The 17991-nt window shown below is 58.5% G+C and carries 16 protein-coding genes; 2 read left to right on the forward strand and 14 right to left on the reverse strand.

The window, feature by feature from the left end:
• Positions 1-60 precede the first annotated feature (60 nt).
• On the forward strand, positions 61-978 hold the full coding sequence (locus P6287_RS18270) for a bestrophin family ion channel (RefSeq protein WP_277974206.1): 918 nt from the start codon (positions 61-63) through the stop codon (positions 976-978).
• On the opposite strand, the gene P6287_RS18275 is transcribed toward P6287_RS18270, so the two are convergent.
• The 4 genes from P6287_RS18275 to P6287_RS18290 all read right to left on the reverse strand — a co-directional run bounded on the left by P6287_RS18275 (position 979) and on the right by P6287_RS18290 (position 5133).
• Complete coding sequence (locus tag P6287_RS18275) at positions 979-1875, reverse strand: alpha/beta hydrolase (RefSeq protein WP_101762736.1); 897 nt, start codon at positions 1873-1875, stop codon at positions 979-981.
• A gap of 275 nt (positions 1876-2150) precedes the next feature.
• Positions 2151-2498 (reverse strand): hypothetical protein, encoded by a 348-nt coding sequence (locus tag P6287_RS18280; RefSeq protein ID WP_101762791.1) that lies wholly within the window; start codon positions 2496-2498, stop codon positions 2151-2153.
• Positions 2499-2524: 26 nt separating this feature from the next.
• Positions 2525-3874 (reverse strand): sodium:proton antiporter, encoded by a 1350-nt coding sequence (locus tag P6287_RS18285; RefSeq protein WP_192236938.1) that lies wholly within the window; start codon positions 3872-3874, stop codon positions 2525-2527.
• A 53-nt stretch (positions 3875-3927) separates the two neighbouring features.
• Positions 3928-5133, reverse strand: a complete 1206-nt coding sequence (locus tag P6287_RS18290; RefSeq protein WP_101762738.1) for an MFS transporter — start codon at positions 5131-5133, stop codon at positions 3928-3930.
• A gap of 92 nt (positions 5134-5225) precedes the next feature.
• On the opposite strand from P6287_RS18290, the gene P6287_RS18295 reads away from it, so the two are divergent.
• Positions 5226-6158 (forward strand): LysR family transcriptional regulator, encoded by a 933-nt coding sequence (locus tag P6287_RS18295; RefSeq protein WP_192414746.1) that lies wholly within the window; start codon positions 5226-5228, stop codon positions 6156-6158.
• Positions 6159-6308: 150 nt separating this feature from the next.
• Here the strand turns inward: P6287_RS18295 and P6287_RS18300 are convergent, their stop codons facing one another.
• The 10 genes from P6287_RS18300 to P6287_RS18345 all read right to left on the reverse strand — a co-directional run bounded on the left by P6287_RS18300 (position 6309) and on the right by P6287_RS18345 (position 17672).
• A complete protein-coding gene (locus tag P6287_RS18300; RefSeq protein ID WP_110867675.1) occupies positions 6309-6818 on the reverse strand; it encodes a TIGR00645 family protein in 510 nt (169 codons plus the stop codon).
• A 54-nt stretch (positions 6819-6872) separates the two neighbouring features.
• Positions 6873-9545 carry a two-component system sensor histidine kinase KdpD gene (gene kdpD, locus P6287_RS18305; protein WP_277974207.1) on the reverse strand — a complete coding sequence of 891 codons (2673 nt, stop codon included), beginning with the start codon at positions 9543-9545 and terminating at the stop codon, positions 6873-6875.
• 89 nt (positions 9546-9634) lie between these two features.
• The gene (gene kdpC, locus P6287_RS18310; protein ID WP_137386707.1) at positions 9635-10207 is read right to left on the reverse strand and encodes a potassium-transporting ATPase subunit KdpC; all 573 of its coding nucleotides are present in this window, start codon (positions 10205-10207) and stop codon (positions 9635-9637) included.
• 11 nt (positions 10208-10218) lie between these two features.
• On the reverse strand, positions 10219-12267 hold the full coding sequence (kdpB, locus tag P6287_RS18315) for a potassium-transporting ATPase subunit KdpB (protein WP_137386708.1): 2049 nt from the start codon (positions 12265-12267) through the stop codon (positions 10219-10221).
• A 7-nt stretch (positions 12268-12274) separates the two neighbouring features.
• Positions 12275-13954: a potassium-transporting ATPase subunit KdpA gene (gene kdpA, locus P6287_RS18320; protein ID WP_277974208.1), complete on the reverse strand. Its 1680-nt coding sequence runs from the start codon at positions 13952-13954 to the stop codon at positions 12275-12277.
• Positions 13954-14043, reverse strand: coding sequence for a K(+)-transporting ATPase subunit F (gene kdpF, locus P6287_RS18325; protein ID WP_081113208.1), 90 nt, complete (start codon positions 14041-14043; stop codon positions 13954-13956). The genes kdpA and kdpF overlap by 1 nt, the downstream gene beginning before the upstream one ends.
• Positions 14044-14152: 109 nt before the next feature.
• Complete coding sequence (locus P6287_RS18330; protein ID WP_192236933.1) at positions 14153-15316, reverse strand: HD-GYP domain-containing protein; 1164 nt, start codon at positions 15314-15316, stop codon at positions 14153-14155.
• Positions 15317-15472: 156 nt separating this feature from the next.
• A complete protein-coding gene (locus tag P6287_RS18335; protein WP_101762746.1) occupies positions 15473-15805 on the reverse strand; it encodes a HigA family addiction module antitoxin in 333 nt (110 codons plus the stop codon).
• Positions 15806-15824: 19 nt separating this feature from the next.
• The gene (locus tag P6287_RS18340) at positions 15825-16157 is read right to left on the reverse strand and encodes a type II toxin-antitoxin system RelE/ParE family toxin (protein WP_277974209.1); all 333 of its coding nucleotides are present in this window, start codon (positions 16155-16157) and stop codon (positions 15825-15827) included.
• Positions 16158-16280: 123 nt separating this feature from the next.
• Positions 16281-17672, reverse strand: a complete 1392-nt coding sequence (locus P6287_RS18345) for an MFS transporter (RefSeq protein WP_277974210.1) — start codon at positions 17670-17672, stop codon at positions 16281-16283.
• Between the last annotated feature and the right edge of the window lie 319 nt (positions 17673-17991).

Below are 17991 nucleotides of genomic sequence, written 5' to 3' on the forward strand. Positions count from 1 at the left end.
CACCTCATGCCCGGCGGCGTAACCTGTCGCCACAAAACCTAAAAAATACACCATCGCAAAATGATCGTACGTCCTCACCAACACTGGTTTCTCCGGCTATTTGACTGGCATGGATCGGTGCTCAGCAACATCGTGTTCCGCCTGTCGCTTAACCTGCTGATGTCGCTGATCGCCATCTTTGGCTATCCGTGGTACTCCACTTTCGGCATTCACCTCACCACTGCGCCTTTTAGCCTGGTCGGGGTGTCGATCGCCATCTTCCTCGGCTTTCGCAATAACGCCAGCTATGCGCGCTTTCTTGAAGCCCGCACCTTGTGGGGCAGCCTGCATATCACCCAGCGCTCGCTGCTGCGGCAGATCAAAAGCATGCGTGGCGTGAGCGAAGAAAAGGTGCGGGAATTTACCGGCTTGCTGCTGGCGTTCTGCTGGTGCCTGAAACATCGCCTGCGTAAAACCGATGTGCAGGCCGATTTACAGCGTTTGCTGCCGGCTAACTGGCACAGCGCGGTGTTGCATCATCCGATGCCGACGTCGCAGATTTTAGTGTGTTTGAGTGAATGGCTGGCGCTACGCCGCGATGAAGGGTTGGTGTCGGATATTGTCTGGCAAAGCATTGATGAGAATCTGAATCAGCTATCGGCGATTCTGGGCGGTTGCGATCGCATTGCCAGCACACCGATTCCGTTCGCCTACAGCCTGATTCTGCATCGCACCGTTTATCTGTTCTGCACGCTGCTGCCGTTTGCGCTGGTGGCGGATTTGCACCTGATGACGCCGCTGGTGTCGATGTTTATCTCCTACACCTTTTTATCGCTGGAAGCGCTGGCGGAGGAGCTGGAACATCCGTTTGGCACCGCACCGAATCATCTGCCGCTCGATGCGCTGTGCGTCACTATCGAACGCAATTTGAAAGCGATGAATGGCGATATGCCGCTACCGGAACCACTGCAGCCGGATGCGCATTTCAATTTGACGTAATCAACTCTGATTATCCAACCAACGCACATACGCCTGATCCCACAATGCGGCAGGCGTGCCCGCTTTGCCGAGACCAAAACCGTGACCGCCGCTGCTGAGCTCAATCAGCTCAACCGGCACGCGCATGCGGCGGCAGGTATCGCGCATCAGTTCAGTATTATGAGGATTGGAGGTGCGATCGTCCTCGGCCTGCGCGAGGAACGTCGGGGGATAGTGACGTGTGACGTAATTTTGCACTGACCAGTTGGCTTCCTGGCTTGGCGTGGCGTTTTTCCCCACCATCATCAGATGCGTGTTGGTGTGCTGATATGGCGCTTCAAGGGTGATCACCGGATAAATCAGGCCAACGCTATCCACCTTCGGCCTGATCTGGTCAAGCGGATCCTGCGCCGGATAGGATTCGAAATCCGGACGCGCCGCCGCCATGCCAAGTAGATGGCCACCGGCAGAAAAGCCCAGCACATGCACTTTGCGCTCCATCGAACGCACCAGACGAATGGCGCGCTGCGCGTCCTGCAGCGGTGCCAGATTGCCCGCCTGCCACTTCTCACCCGGCAAACGGTAGCTGAGCACATACACGGTATAACCGTTGGCATTAAGCCAGCGCGCTACCGGCCAGGCTTCGCGGCCCATGCCGATAAAACGATAGCCGCCGCCCGCGGCCACAATCACCGCTTCGCCGTTGGGATTTTCCGGGCGGAAACGCTGAATCGCGGGTGAAACGATATTGGTCCAGGAGCCGTGCGAATTCACTTTAAGCAAGCCGGAAGGACCGCCGCCGCCCGGCGGATCGTCGGGCCACAACGGAATGACGTCATCGCGGGCAAACAGCTTGCCCGTGGTCATCGAGAGAACGGTTGCTCCAGTAGCCAACAAAAAGTGACGACGTGTAATCATCTTGCCCAGTGCCAGTATGCAAAAAATGCCAGCTTCAACAGCTGAATCTCATTATGTGACGCGTGTCTGATTTCGACGTTGGCGATTATGTACGTAAATCGTACAAAAAAGCCATAAAAAAACGCGCCTAAAAAGGCGCGAGCTTTTTCGAATACCCTAAATAATTCGAGCTGCAGGAAGGCGGCAAGGGGGTGAATCCCCAGGAGCTTACAAAAGTAAGTGACTGGGGTGAGCACACGCAGCCAACGCACCTGCAGCTTGAAGTATGACGGGTATTAGTCCTGTTGCTGGAACTGGGTCATTACCGTTTGTTCGCACTGCTGCTGATCTTTACGCAGTTTGCCGCGCTCATCTTCGCCCAACTCCAGCCATGCGCTAATCACTTCCTGCGCGATTTCTTCATTGAATTCAGGCTGCTGCATGGCCGATGAAGACTGGCTGGCCGCGAGTTGCGACTTCAGCTTCTCAGTGTAGCCATCCAAATCGCTGGTCTTCTTTTCACTGCTCACCAGATGACACAGCTGGCTGGCATAAACATTCTCTTCCTGATTATTGTCACCGTCGGCAGCCAACGCGCCGGCCGACAGCGACAGCCCAACGAGGGCGAGTAATAACGCTTTCATAATAGGCTCCAATAATTTCCAATAAATCATTTTTCGTTCTGTTCGGCGCGGGCGGCCTGACGGGCAGCACGCCAGTTCAACAATGGCGTGACCGTGATGCCGTGCAACACAATGCTGCACACCACTAACGTCAGCGCCATGTCCACCATCTGCTCCGCCTGCGGTCCACGCATGCCGTGCACCCATGCATAGGCAATATAATTGATACTGCCGATGCCGCGAATACCCAACCAGCCAATTAGCAAGCGTCGCATCAGCGGAATATCGCAGCGCCATGTGGTGATCCACACCGCCAGCGGGCGCACCACCACAAACAGCAGCAGCGCCAGGCCAATGCCGGTGAGATTCCAGTGCTGCGCCAGCGTAATACCGAGCACCACCATCATGCCCGCCGCCAGCAAACGCTCGATAGTATCACCGAAGGAGAGCGCATCGCCTATCACCAAACCCACCGATTTCACCATGCCGCTGCTGCCCTGCGCCATCCGCTGACCGGTATTCACGCGCGCTTCAGCCGGTAAGAAACGCTCCTCTTCAGACATCTCATCTTGCGGATAGTGCTTCACCACGCGCAATTCCGCACGACGTAAACCGACGCCGGCCGCAAAGGTGGCGAGGAAGCCCGACGCATCCACCGACTGCGCGGCGGCATAGCTGAGCGCAATCAGCGCCAGTGCGAACAGATCGTTGGGTGCCAGATCCTGATTGGCGGTACGTAAATGCGTCGCCAGCTGGCCGATCAACCAGCCCAGCGCAAAGCCGATTCCCAGCCCGCCGCCAATCGCCCACAGCGCATCTTTGGCGAACCATTCACCGAGCGCAGCGGTGCTGAGTTCGCCCGGCTGCAACAGCAAAATCGCCAGCATCAGCAGCGGCAGCGCCGAGCCGTCGTTCATGCCCGCTTCGCTGGAGAGCGCCACGCGCAGGGCATCGTCGTCACGCGCATCGTTCACTGAAATCAGGCTGGCGAGCACCGGATCGGTTGGCGCGACAATGGCACCAAACGCCAGCGACATCGCCCAGTCAAAGCCGGTGATCCAGTGCACCAACACCGTCATGCCGCCGACGGTGAGCAGCATCGCCGGAAACGCCAGCCTGACGCCAAGCCGCCACGCATGCGCGTTGAGCGGCAAGCGCAGTTTCAGCCCGGTGATAAACAGCGAGGCTGCCATCGCGATTTCAGTAAGATGCGCGGCGAGATTGGCGTGACCGATGATGTCGACTTGCAGCAGATTGAGCATCCACGGGCCACACAGAATGCCCGCGAACAGGTAGAGACCAAATGAGGTCACTGGCCCGCGGTGTATCCAACCGGAAGCCAGTGACATAAGAAGTAAAAGACCGCCGGTGGCGGCGGTCCAGGCCAGGAAATTCATAACGCTCCGTTTTTAAATAACATTCTCCTTTAAGCCTGGCACATGTTGGGCGATCAGTTTTTCAGATGACGGCTTGCGAGGCGAATCATCAAGGCAAGCGCAGCGGCCAATGTTGCGAGTGCGACCACGCCGGTCCAACCCCAATGTGCCAGCGCCAGGCTACCCAGCGCCGCACCGGTCGCCATGCCGATGAAAACAACGGTAAACATCAAGGCGTTAAGGCGGCTGCGTGCTTCTGGCGCCAGGCTATAAACCAGCGTCTGATGCGCCACCAGCGTGGCCTGCACCCCCAAATCAAAACCGATGGTGCTGATGATAATCAGACCAAGCTGAGCCGGCATCGGCAGCAGCGGCAGCAGGAACATCAGCGCGAACGACACCATCACCAGCGTGGCACCGTACTGCGTAACACGCGCCGGACCGATGCGATCCGCCACGCTGCCCGCTAACGGCGCGGCTAAAGCGCCCGCGGCTCCGGCGAGGCCGAATGCGCCAGCGACCGCGCTATCCAGATGGAAGTTTTGACTTAGCATCAACGCCAGCGTTGACCAGAAGGCGCTAAAGCCCACCGACAACAAACCTTGTGCCAGCGCGGCGCGGCGCAGCGTTTGATGGTGCTGCCACAGATGCGCCAGCGACAGCAGCAAACGCGGATAGCTCACCGACGTGCCCGGCGTAAAGCGCGGCAGCACGCGCCACAGCGCCACGCTAATCAGCAACACCGCCGCCGCCGCAATCATGTACATGGTGCGCCAGCCGAAATACTCCGCCACCACGCCACTTACCACGCGTGACAGCAAAATCCCCACCAGCAATCCCGTCATCACCGTGCCGACGATTTTGCCGCGGCTGCGCTCCGGCGCTAACGCCGCTGAAGCGGGCACGATGTCCTGCGCCACGGTGGCGGTTAAACCGGTGACGAAGCTGGCGATCAGCAAGGCGTTCAATCCGCCCGAGAAGCCACACAGCAGTAGCGCGGCAACCAGCAGCAAACCTTTAATCAGAATAATGGTGCGACGATCGTGGCGGTCGCCAAGCGGAGCCAGCAGCAGAATCCCCAGCGCGTAACCGGCTTGCGTCAGCATTGGCACCATGCCGACGCTGCCGATACCGACGTTGAACTGTTTGCTGATGATATCCAGCATCGGCTGGCTGTAGTAAATCGATGCGACGCTGAGTCCGGCACCGGCCGCGAGCGTAAAGACCAGCGGTGCGGGCAGTTTTTCAGCTGGCATGGCTGACGTTGATATAGCTGACATAGTGGATTCCCCCGTGAAAGTGCGCTTATTAAAGCGCGTTGCCGCCATACGCGGTAGACTGCTCAAACACAGAACTGTTATGCGTGGTGCGTATGAACAACCCATCCAGCCTTGATCGTATCGAACTGATGCAGACCTTTATTCGCATCGTCGAGAGCGGATCGCTCTCCGCCGCCGCCGCCCAGCTCGGCACCACGCAGCCCACCATCAGCCGACGGCTGCAGGCGCTTGAGCAGCGGCTTGGTCTCAAACTGATTATGCGCACCACGCATGCGCTGAAACTCACCGACGATGGCGAACGCTGTTATGCGCAGGCGCGTCAGCTGGTCGCGACCTGGCACGCGCTGGAGGATGATCTCACCGGCGCCAGCGACGACCCGATTGGCACGCTGCGCGTGCGGGCGCCGCATGCGTTTGGTCAGGATCAGCTAATTGAACCGCTGATTGATTATCTGCATCGCTATCCACGCTTAAACGTGGAGTGGACGTTGAATGACCGCACGCCAGACTTCATCAGCGAAAACATCGACTGCGCCATTCAGGTCGGTGCGCCCAGCGATGCGTCCATCGTGGCGGTGCTGCTGGCGGAAGTGCCGCGCTTTGTGGTGGCGGCACCGTCGCTGCTGGCCGCGCACCCGCCAGTTGAGGACGTCTCGCAGCTCACCAACCTGCCGTGGCTGGCGCTGACCAGTTTTTATCGCAACGAAATCGCCCTGCAGCGTATTAACGATGGTCAGCCGGTGAACCTGGCGATTGCCCCGCGCCTCGCCAGCGACAGTTTGTACGCGGTGCGCAAAGCCGCCGTTGCCGGGATGGGCGCGGCGGTGGTGTCATCGTGGGTGGTGCAGGAGGATTTAGCGAAAGGGGATTTGATTCAGCTGTTGCCGGAGTGGCAAGCGCCGCCGCTGCCGGTGTGGCTAACTTATCCGTGGGCCAGCTACTATCCGGCGCGGTTACAGAAGTTTTTCGCCATGATTCGGGACGTGATGCCGAAGTTAGCCGGGACGCAGCCAGCGACGCGGTAGCGGTTGTCCCTCACCCTAACCCTCTCCCAACGGGAGAGGGAACCGATGGTAGCGCGGTCGGCCTCCTCGCCCGCTTGTGCCGATGGTAGCACCCTCAGCCCCCTCGCCCGCTTGCGGGAGAGGGCTGGGGTGAGGGACAGCGCGCACAAACTACATCTTCACCGCTTTCTTATCCCCCTTCGACATATTGTCCAGCCAGCCCATCACAAAGGCCGACAGCACAAACGTCAGGTGGATAATCACGTACCACATCAGCTTTTCGTTTTCGATGTTGCGCGCGTCCATAAAGATACGCAGCAGGTGAATCGACGAAATCGCCACAATCGAGGCCGCGACTTTGTTTTTCAACGAGCCGGAGTCCATTTTACCGAGCCAGCTCAGCTTCTCTCTGTGCTCATCAATATCCAGCTTTGAGACAAAGTTCTCGTAACCCGAAAGCATCACCATCACCAGCAAACCGCCGACCAGCGTCATATCCACCAGCGACAGCAGCAGCAGAATCAAATCGTTCTCCGCAATGCTGAAGACGTGCGGCAACAGGTGAAAAATTTCCTGGAAGAATTTGATGGTCAGCGCCAGCAGGCCCAACGAAAGTCCCATGTAAACCGGAGCCAGCAGCCAGCGCGATGAATACATCAGGTTTTCGATAAAACGTTCCATAAGTTCCCATTAATCAACAGACAAGTGGGCGAGTATAACCGAACTTATGTGAAGTTATTTCAGCCCTTCTTCAGAAATTTCAGGCGCGGCGGGCAGCGGCAATGACAAACGGAACACCGCGCCGCCTTCCGGCCGATTCTCCGCCCAGATGCGCCCGCGATGGGATTCGATAATGGTTTTACCGATCGCCAAACCCAAGCCGACGCCCGGCACCGCCGACTCTTTATCACCGCGCGCAAACTTGTCAAAAATACGCGTGAGGTTCTCCACCGCGATGCCGGGACCGCTGTCCCACACTGCAATCTCCAGCCGATCGCGATCGCGCCACGCCCGAATACCGTGCTGCGCCGCGTTGCCCGCGTATTTCAGGCTGTTTTCGATCAGATTGGTAAACACGCGCTCCAGCATGGCGCTGTCGCCTTTGATCAGCACCATCTCGGGTAAATCGAGGATAAATTCATGGCCCTTCAGCGACGGGCCCATGCTGCTCAGCGCGCCGCCAATCACCTCATCCAGCGCCACCCACTCTTCGCGCAGATTGAGTCCACCGGATTGAATGCGCGCCATATCCAGCATGTTACTCACCAGCCGGATAGTACTCAGCGTCTGTTCACGAATCTGATTGGCCTGGCCGACATACTTCGACTCTTCGCTGGCGAGATCGAGCATTAGCATCTCCGCCTGACCAAACAGCACCGTCAGCGGCGTGCGCAGGTCGTGCGACAGCGCTGACAGCAGCGCATTGCGCAGCTGCTCGCGCTCGGCGGCCAGCCGCGACGCCGCTTCACTGTGCGACAGCGCCATGCGTTCCAGCGCGTTAGCAATCAACACGGTGAAGGTTTCCAGTAAACGCTGCTGTTCGGGGATCATCAGCTGACGCAGGTTTTCCGGTTCCACCACCAGCAAGCCGAGACAGTGATTACCACTTTTCAGCGGCAAAATCTGGTACGGCACCGCGGGCAAGGTATCGGTGCCCGCGCCCGCCGGTTGGCCTTTGCTGTAACTCCATTTGGCGATAGCCAGATCCGGCGGCGTACCGATCGCGGTATCGCCCACGGTTTGCAGCTCGCCCTGCTCATCCGGCAGCAGCAGTAAACTGCGCGCCTGCAGGGTGACATCGATGATGCGCTGGCTGGTGGTGGCGATATCCTGCGGCGTCAAATCGCTGCCGAGCGCTTTCGCCATCTCATACAGATGCCGCGCGCGCTGTTCACGGTAGCGCGCCACTTTGGCCTGATAGCGCACGCCCGCCGTCAGATTCCCAACAATCACGCCCACCGCCAGCATCACCGCGAAGGTCACCAGATACTGCAAATCCGACACCGCAACGGTGCCGGTGGGCGCGACAAAGAACAGGTCGAAAGCGATGATGTTGATCACCGTAGCGAACACCGACGGCCAGCGGCCATAGCGCAGCGCCACCAGCACCACCGCCAGCAGATAAATCATCACGCTGTTGGCGGGATCAAACGCCACCAGCAGCCAGCGGCCGACGCCAGTGACCAAAATACACAGCAGCAGCGCCATCACACAGCCGCGCAGATAGAGCCGCCATTTTTCGTTGCTGGCGCGCTGGCCGCTGAGCGGATGCGGCGCATCGCGCACCGGTTCATCCAGTGCGACCACCAGCAAATCGAGATCCGGGCCGAGTTCGCCGAGGCGCTGGGCAAAGCTGTCGCGCCGCCAGCGCCGTTGTGGCTGACGGCCGGTCACGATTTTGCCGAGGTTGTGCTCGCGCGCGTAACGCAGCACCGCGCGCGCTTCATCGGGATCGGAGAGCGTGGCGGTTTCAGCGCCAAGTTCCTGCGCCAGTTGCAGCGTGCGTAAAATGGCGCGACGGCGCGCTTCCGGCAGCCGATTGAGGCGCGGCGTTTCCACATACACCGCGTGCCATTCGCTGCCGAGCCGTGCCGCTAAACGCGCGGCGGTGCGCACCAGTTTTTCGCTGCCGGTATCGTCGCCGATGCACAGCAGAATGGCGTCACGCGTGTGCCACACTTTGTCGCGGCCTTGCCGATCGCGCCAGGCACGCATCTGGTCATCCACGCGATCGGCGGTACGACGCAACGCCAGCTCACGCAGCGCGAACAGATTGCCTTTACGGAAGAAGTTTTCGATGGCGCGTTCGGCGCGGTCGCCGACGTAGACTTTGCCCTCTTTCAGCCGCTGACGCAGATCGTCCGGCGGCAGATCCACCAGCACCACTTCGTCGGCGCTATCAAAGAAGGGATCGGGCACGGTTTCACGCACCTGAATGCCGGTGACGCCGCCGACCACATCATTCAGGCTTTCCAGATGCTGGACGTTAACGGTGGTGATGACGTCAATGCCCGCTTCGAGCAGCTCTTCAATGTCCTGCCAGCGCTTGGGATGACGCGAACCCTGCACGTTGGTGTGTGCCAGTTCATCCATCAGGATCACCGCCGGATGGCGCGCCAGCGCGGCATCGAGATCGAATTCGGCGTGGCGCGAACGGCCGGTGGTACGCCGTGGCAACAGCGCCAGCCCGTTGAGCAGCGCGGCGGTCTCTGCACGATCGTGGGTTTCTACCACGCCGGCTAACACGTCGAGACCTTGCGCCCGCAGGCGCTGCGCCTCCTGCAGCATGGCGAACGTTTTGCCCACGCCCGCACAGGCGCCAAAGTAGATTTTCAGCTTACCGCGATGGCTGTCGCTGTGGTTCAGCAGCAGCGCATCGGGATCGGGGCGGGCAATATCGTCGTTCATCGATCGTCCATCGTAAAAACAGCGTGATGAATCGCGCCGCTACGATTGCGTGCATATACCGTAGCGGCGCAATGCATTGCGCGAGGTGTTTATCCTTGTAAATCATCCAGCGCCAGATTCAGGCGCAGCACGTTTACCGTCTCTTCGCCAACAAACGGCAGCAGCGGGCGCTCGGTGTGGCGCACAATCAGCGCCTCGACATCTTTCAGCGCCATCTTGCGCGCGGCGGCGATGCGCGGTGCCTGCCACAACGCAGCTTCTGGCGAAATATCCGGATCTAATCCGCTCGCCGATGCGGTGACCAACTCCACCGGTACCGCTTTGGGCGCTTGCGGATTCGCCGCACGCAGCGCGGCGACGCGTTCCGCTACCGCTTTATCCAGCGCCGGATTGCTGCCTGCCAGATTGCTGCCGCTGGAGGCCAACGCATTATAAGGCGCATCGCCGGTAGCGGAAGGTCGGCCCCAAAAGTGGCCCGGCTGATTAAACATTTGCCCAATCTGCTCGGAACCGCGTACCGCGCCATCCTGCTCAATCAGCGAACCGTTGGCCTGCGATGGGAACCACCATTGCGCCAGACCGGTGGTCAGCAGCGGATAGACCGCGCCGGTGAGCAGCGTAAGCACCAGTAACAATACAATAGCCGGACGTAACTGACTCATTTCTCTTCTCCTTAAGCCAGACCAAGCAGCGTTAGCAGCAGGTCGATGGCTTTAATACCTATAAACGGCACCACTAATCCGCCCGCACCGTAAATCCACAGGTTGCGACGCAGCAGCGCCGCCGCGCTCAGCGGACGATAACTCACGCCTTTCAGCGCCAGCGGGATCAGGAACACAATCACCAGCGCGTTAAAAATTACCGCCGACAGAATCGCCGAGTTCGGCGAATGCAGCCCCATCACGTTGAGCATGTTGAGCTGCGGATAGGTGGCGGCAAACGCGGCCGGAATAATGGCGAAATACTTCGCCACGTCGTTGGCGATACTGAAGGTGGTGAGCGAGCCGCGCGTCATCAGCATCTGTTTACCGATGTGCACCACTTCCAGCAGTTTGGTCGGATTCGAGTCGAGATCGACCATGTTGCCGGCCTCTTTCGCCGCCTGGGTTCCCGAGTTCATCGCCACCGCCACGTCGGCCTGCGCCAGCGCCGGTGCGTCATTGGTGCCGTCGCCGGTCATCGCCACTAAGCGCCCTTCGGCCTGATACTGACGAATCAGTGCCAGCTTGGCTTCCGGCGTCGCTTCAGACAGGAAGTCATCGACACCCGCTTCCGCCGCAATCGCCGCCGCGGTTAATGGGTTATCGCCAGTGATCATCACCGTTTTGATGCCCATCTTGCGCAGCTCGGCAAAGCGCTCTTTGATACCGCCTTTGACGATATCTTTCAGCGCCACCACGCCCAGCACCTGCGCGCCTTCGGCCACCACCAGCGGCGTGCCGCCAGCGCGCGCCACTTCTTCGACGGCGGCATTCACTTCTAACGGGAAGCGGCCATGATTGGCTTCAATGTGGCGACGAACCGCATCGACCGCGCCTTTGCGGATCAGACGATCCTGCACGTTTACGCCGCTCATGCGCGTTTGCGCCGAGAAGGGAATGAAGCTCGCCCCCATGCTGCTCAAGTCACGCTCACGCAGGTTAAATTTCTGCTTCGCCAACACCACGATGCTGCGCCCTTCCGGCGTTTCATCGGCCAGCGATGCCAGCTGCGCCGCATCGGCCAGCTGCTGTTCGCTGACACCCGGCGCGGGCAGAAACTGCGTCGCCTGACGGTTGCCAAGCGTGATGGTGCCGGTTTTATCCAGCATCAGCACATCTACGTCGCCCGCCGCTTCCACCGCACGGCCGCTGGTGGCGATAACGTTCGCGCCCAGCATGCGGCTCATGCCCGCCACACCGATGGCCGACAGCAGGCCGCCGATGGTGGTCGGGATCAAACACACCAGCAGCGCCACCAGCACCGTGATGCTGACCGGCGTGCCGCCATACGCTGAGAACGGCCACAGCGTGGCGGTCGCCAGCAGGAACACAATTGTCAGCGACACCAGCAGAATGGTCAGCGCCACTTCGTTCGGCGTTTTACGGCGTTTCGCGCCTTCCACCATCGCAATCATGCGGTCAAGGAAGGTTTCGCCCGGATTGACGCTGCACTGAATCACCAGCCAGTCGGAAAGAATGCGCGTACCGCCGGTCACCGAGGAGAAATCCCCGCCCGATTCACGGATCACCGGCGCGGATTCACCGGTGATGGCGCTCTCATCCACCGATGCGCCGCCCTCCAGCACCTCGCCGTCGCACGGAATGATGTCACCGGCTTCCACCAGCACCACATCGCCTTTGCGCAGCGTATCGGCCGCCACGTTGTGCCAGGCTGCGCCGTAGCGCGCTTCGGCCAGTTTTTTCGCATCGCTGGTTTTACTGATGCCTTTCAGGCTGTTGGCCTGCGCCTTGCTGCGCCCTTCCGCCAGCGCTTCGGCGAAGTTGGCGAAAAGCACGGTGAACCACAGCCAGATGGCGACGCCGGCGGTAAAGCCCGCGTTACCGCTGAGCGCGCCGCTGGCCATGCCCACCGCCAATACCGAGGTCAGCACGCTGCCGATCCACACCAAAAACATCACCGGGTTGCGGAACTGCACGCGTGGATCGAGTTTTTTCAGCGCATCCAGCATGGCAACGCGGGTTAGCGCCGCATCAAACAGCGCCAGTTGTTGACGACTCATGATTCCGTTATCCCTGAATTGATTGCAGATGTTCCGCGACCGGGCCCAATGCCAGCGCGGGGATGAACGTCAATGCGCCCACCAGCAAGACGGTGCCAATCAGCAGCGCGATAAACAGCGGGCCGTGCGTTGGCAGCGTGCCGTTGCCGACTGGCTGAATTTTCTTCGCCGCCAGCGAACCGGCAATCGCCAGCACCGGAATGATGATGCCGAAGCGGCCCACCAACATGCAGAAGCCCAGCAGCAGGTTCCAGAACGGCGTGTTAGCGCTCAGTCCGGCGAAGGCGCTGCCGTTGTTATTGGATGCAGAGGAAACCGCGTACAGCACTTCGCTGAAGCCATGAATACCAGGATTGGCCATACCGGCGCGACCGGCGTCGGTCATCATCGCCAGCGCGGTGCCGAGCAGCACCAGCGTTGGCGTCACCAGAATCGCCAGCGCGGTCATCTTCATCTCCCACACGTCGATTTTTTTGCCCATGTACTCTGGCGTGCGACCGATCATCAACCCGGCGATAAACACGCCAAGCAGCACGAACAGCAGCATGCCGTACAGGCCAGCACCGACGCCGCCGAACACCACTTCACCCAGCTGCATCAACCACATCGGCACCATGCCGCCGAGCGCGGTGAAGGAGTCATGCATGGCGTTAACCGCACCGCACGACGCCGCCGTGGTGATCACCGCAAACAAGCTGGAGTTGAGAATGCCGAAGCGCGTCTCCTTGCCTTCCATGTTGATGGCGCTGTCTGCGCCGAGCGCGAGGAAGTGCGGATTACCACGCAGTTCGGCCCACATCACGGTGATCACCGCCAGCACAAACATGATGGTCATCGCCCACAGCAGCATGTGGCCCTGACGACGATCGCCCAGATGCTGACCAAAGGTGAAACAGAGCGCCGCCGGGATCAGGAAGATGCTCAGCATCTGTACGAAGTTGGTTAGCGCCGTCGGGTTTTCGAACGGGTGCGCCGAGTTGACGTTGAAGAAACCGCCGCCGTTGGTGCCGAGCATTTTGATCGCTTCCTGCGATGCCACCGGCCCGAGCGGCAGCGTCTGCTGCGCGCCTTCCAGCGTGGTGAGCGCATGGTAAGGTTCGAAGGTTTGAATGCTGCCCTGGCTGACGAAGAACAGCGCGATAACCAGGCTGATCGGCAGCAGCACGTAAAGGGTAATGCGCGTCAGGTCACGCCATGCGTTGCCGAGCGTATCCAGCGAACGGTTGGCAAAACCACGAATCAGCGCAAACGCCACGGCGATACCGGTCGCCGCCGACAAGAAGTTCTGCACCGTGAGGCCCGCCATCTGACTGAAATAGCTCAGCGTGCTTTCCCCGGCGTAGGATTGCCAGTTGGTGTTGGTAACGAAGCTGATGGCGGTATTGAGCGCCAGATCCCAACTGAGATTAGGCAGATGCTGCGGGTTCAGCGGCAGCGCGGCCTGCGTCATCAACATCAGCAGCAGCAAGGCAAAACCCAGCGCGTTAAACAGCAGAATCGCCAGCAGATAGTGCGGCCAGCGCATGGCATCGCCGTCGGCACCGGCCAGTCGCCACAGCGCGCCTTCGGTGCGCGGCAGCAGCGGCTTGTCAGCGACAAACAGGGCGAGATAACGTCCCAGCGGTTGTGCCAGCACCATCAGTACCAGCAGAAACACCGCAATTAGCATGAATGCATTCGCCGCCATCAGAATGCCTCCGCATTAAGCAGGGCATAAATCAGGTAGCCCAGAAGAACAAACACCAGCACGATGCCGGCTATCACGCCCACGCTCACAGCAACCTCCAGAGGATTTAGGTAGTGCTGCAAGCATGCGCGGCGCGGCATAAAGAAGAGGTAAAAAGGCGGGAAGCGGGCGTAAATAAAGTATAAAAATGGTGAAGAATTAAGCGCTTTCTAACGCCCAGATGCGGTTCAGATCGATGTTCTGCCATAAGCCGCTGTCTTCCGCGCCGGTGATGCTGTCGGTGCAGAAGCTGTCGCCGAGATCGAGCGCTTCCGGTTTCACTTCGCGCTGCGCGTGCAGCGACCAGAACACATGTACTTTGGGCTTGAGCAGCGATTTTTCGCCCGCCTGTACCACCAGCGCCACGCGCCCGGAAGCCAGTCGCACCAGCGATCCCACCGGATAAATGCCGATGGTGCGTACGAAGGCGTGCAGCAGCGTGTTATCGAAGTGGCCACGCCAGCTCAACATGTTGTGCATCGCTTCGGCAGGCGTCCAGCCTTGGCGATAAGGGCGATTCGAGGTGACGGCATCATAGACGTCGCATACCGATGCCATGCGCGCATACAGTGAGATTTCGTCGCCTTTCAGTCCGTGCGGATAACCGTTGCCGTCATATTTTTCATGGTGATGCAGCGCGATATCCAGCAGATCTTCACCGGCATTGGCTTCCATTAGCATCTGCGCGCCCACGATCGGATGCTGACGCATCACGGTGAACTCTTCATCGCTGAGCTTGCCGGGTTTGTTGAGAATCTCCAGCGGCACCGCGGCTTTACCCACATCATGCAGCAAACCGCCCATACCAACGCGCCGCAGCTGATGCTCATCGAGGCCCATTTTTTTGCCGAGCGAGATCATCAAACCGCACACCGCCATTGAGTGCAGATAGGTGTAATCGTCGTGATTTTTCAGCCGCGCCACGCTCAGCAGCGCCGTGGGTTCGCGGGTGATCGAACCGGCAATTTGATCAACCAGATCAAGGGTGTAATCGAGGTCGAGGCCTTGCCCCATGCGCGCCTCGTTAAACATCGCCAGCACCTGCGGTTTCCCCTGATTGAAGATGCTTTGCGCCTGATCCATCTCCTGGAAAAACGGGGTTTGAGGAATCTCTTTTTTCGGCGCAGGCGTGACGGGTGCCTGTACCGATTTGTCGAGATCGATCCATAACTGCAGGATCCCCTCATTGCGGATCATCGCGATCTGGCGTTTATCAGTGATCAGCATTTGGTTGCGAATGCGCTTATCTTTGACCCACCAAACCTCCAGTTTGTGGATAAACATTCCCTGCCGCAGTTCGTCAACATTAATCAGCTTTATCACGATATCGCTCCTTAATATCAGTGGGTGGTAAGGAGGTATCGGCAGCTGAGCAAAAAATCTTCAGAGTGGATTTGTGCGATCGGTGAGGTTTGCGAGAGGGGTGCGTATAAATGCGAATTTTACGTCGTTGGATCGCCATTAATGGCGACCATGATTTTAGGCTACAACCGCTGAACGTTGCGCCAGAAAGGCACTTAACGGCGTTACCCTGCTCAACTCTTCCTGTGTTCTGGCATCGTTTTCCACTTCCCATAGATCCAAATGGCGCTGCAGATTCAGCCAAAAATCGACTGAAGTATCGAAAACAGCTGCCAGCCTATAGGCCATTTCGGTGGTCAGTTTACGGTTGTTATTCACCAATGCACTGACTGTATTGCGGTGCACGTTCAACATCTCTGCCAGGTCATTCACTTTGAGGTTAAGCGGCTCGAGGAACTCGTACTGCAGAACATCGCCAACGCTGGTCGGTTTACGCATCGCCTGTTTCATTGTTGCTTCTCTTTAACGGTTAGCAGTTGGCCACAAGTGGCTGGTAGCGGTGTTTACGATAAGTGTGTGGATCGAGATAGTAATCTCTTGCCGTGCCATTAACCCATTGAAAAATTAGTCGATACTGCTCATTTATCCGTATTGAATAATATCCCAATAGCGGAGGTCTTAAGGCCTCAAAGCGATTACCCGGTGGTGAACGCAAATCATGATGCGATGTTGCGGCATGGATGATGTCGAGCTTGCGCGCCAATGCGGACTCAATCATGGCCGGGATATGCTTATGCGGCGTTGCATAAACAAAAAATAATCGCAGCCAATCATCCCTGAAACTGTGAATTGAACCCTTCATCTGCCGCCACACCTAATGTAAACATGGCAGGCAATTTATTGCACTCACGCACTGTGCTCAAGTGCAATATTTAACATCATAACGAATTTCAGATCGGGATTCCAAAAAAATATGATCCAAGTATTAAACCGCTTTAATGCCTTGCTCCTTCTCCTGCTTTTCATAAGAGGCTACGGAATTCTGCTCCGCACCAACACGTTCAATCGGTCCCATTACCAGCAGGAACAGCAGTGCAGCCACCACGCAGTGCGCGCCGACAAACACCAGCCCGATGCTGTAGCTGCCGGTCAAGCCGACGATGATGCCAAACAGCAGCGGCGTGATAAAACCCGCCATATTGCCGATGCCGTTAAAAATCGCGCCCGCCAGGCCAACCGCTTCTTTCGGTGCGGTATCGCTGACAATCGTCCAGGTTCCGGCGCCCGCCGCCACGCCTTTACCAAAGAAGGCGAACGACATCATGGCGATAATGCCGACGTTGCTGGGGATCACCGCCGCCAGAACCAGCGATGCCGCCATCAGCATGCCGACAATATACGGCGTTTTACGCGCCCAGGATAAACTCCAGCCGCTTGCCAGCAGTTTGTCGGAGATATAGCCACCGCTGATGCCGCCGAGAAAACCAAATACCGCCGGTGCGATGGTGGCAAAGCCGGCATCAAGAATATTCATGCCGCGCGCCTGCACCAGATAGATCGGGAACCAGGTAATGAAGAAGTAGCTCAACGCGATGATGCAGTATTGGCCGATATAGGCGCACCACAGCATGCGGTTGCTGAGCAGCTTCCTGAACATCGCTTTGCTCAACGGCGGACGCGCTTTTAGCGTTTGTGCCGAATCGATATCAACCAGCGCACCGCCCTGCTCAATGTAGCGCAATTCATTTTCCGAGACCTGCGGATGATGGCGCGGGCTGCGCATTAAGCCCATCCAGACAAACACTGCCAGCACGCCAATGCCGCCCAGCACAAAGAACGGCCATTCCCAGCCGAAGCGCGACACCAGCCAGCCGGAAAGCGGCGAAAAGATGGCGACGGCAAAATATTGCGCCGAGGCAAAGAGTGAAGAAGCACGGCCGCGTTCAGCGCTGGGGAACCACATGATCACTGCGCGCGCATTGGCGGGAAAACTCGGTGCTTCAATCAGGCCCAGCGCGAAACGCAGCGCAAACATCAGCGTGAGCGCCATGGTCATGCCGCTGGAGAACTCGCCGACAAAGCCCATCAGCAACGTGGAGATCGACCACAGCGCCAGCGTCACGCCATACACTTTTTTGGTGCCAAAGCGATCGAGAAACAGGCCGCCGGGGATCTGGCCGATCACATAGGCCCAGCTAAACGCCGAGAGGATCAGACCAAGCTGGATCGCTGAAAGTCCAAACTCATCTTTGATCGCCGATCCTGAGATCGACAGGATCGAGCGGTCGGCGTACGCCACCACGGAAAGAAACAGGATCAGGCAAAGGATCCCAATACGTACGTGGCTGTTCTGTGGACGATGATTGGCTTTTTGCATGGGCTGAATTCCTCAAATGAAACATGCCGGAATACCGCTTTATTTCCCTGTTGAGCAACTATAGAAAGCAGTTTCACCCACGGTCATTGTGCGAATGGCGGAATCGACGGCGCAAAATAGCGCCAGATTTAGCCGCTGGCACAAAGTGAGGTGCTGTGCTGCACAGAACCTCAAAAATCATCAGGCTGTTGCACCGCAATGTGCGCCAACTCTAAGAAAATCCTTCGCAGTGCAACTATGAGTGCGCGAAGGAAAGACGCACCCGAGAGCAAAGTGTGCGCTTAGCTGCAAAATCCAACCTTGCCGATTGTCAGCCGGG

Origin of the sequence: Pantoea sp. X85 (assembly GCF_029623675.1) — a bacterium.
Classification (GTDB): domain Bacteria; phylum Pseudomonadota; class Gammaproteobacteria; order Enterobacterales; family Enterobacteriaceae; genus Pantoea; species Pantoea leporis.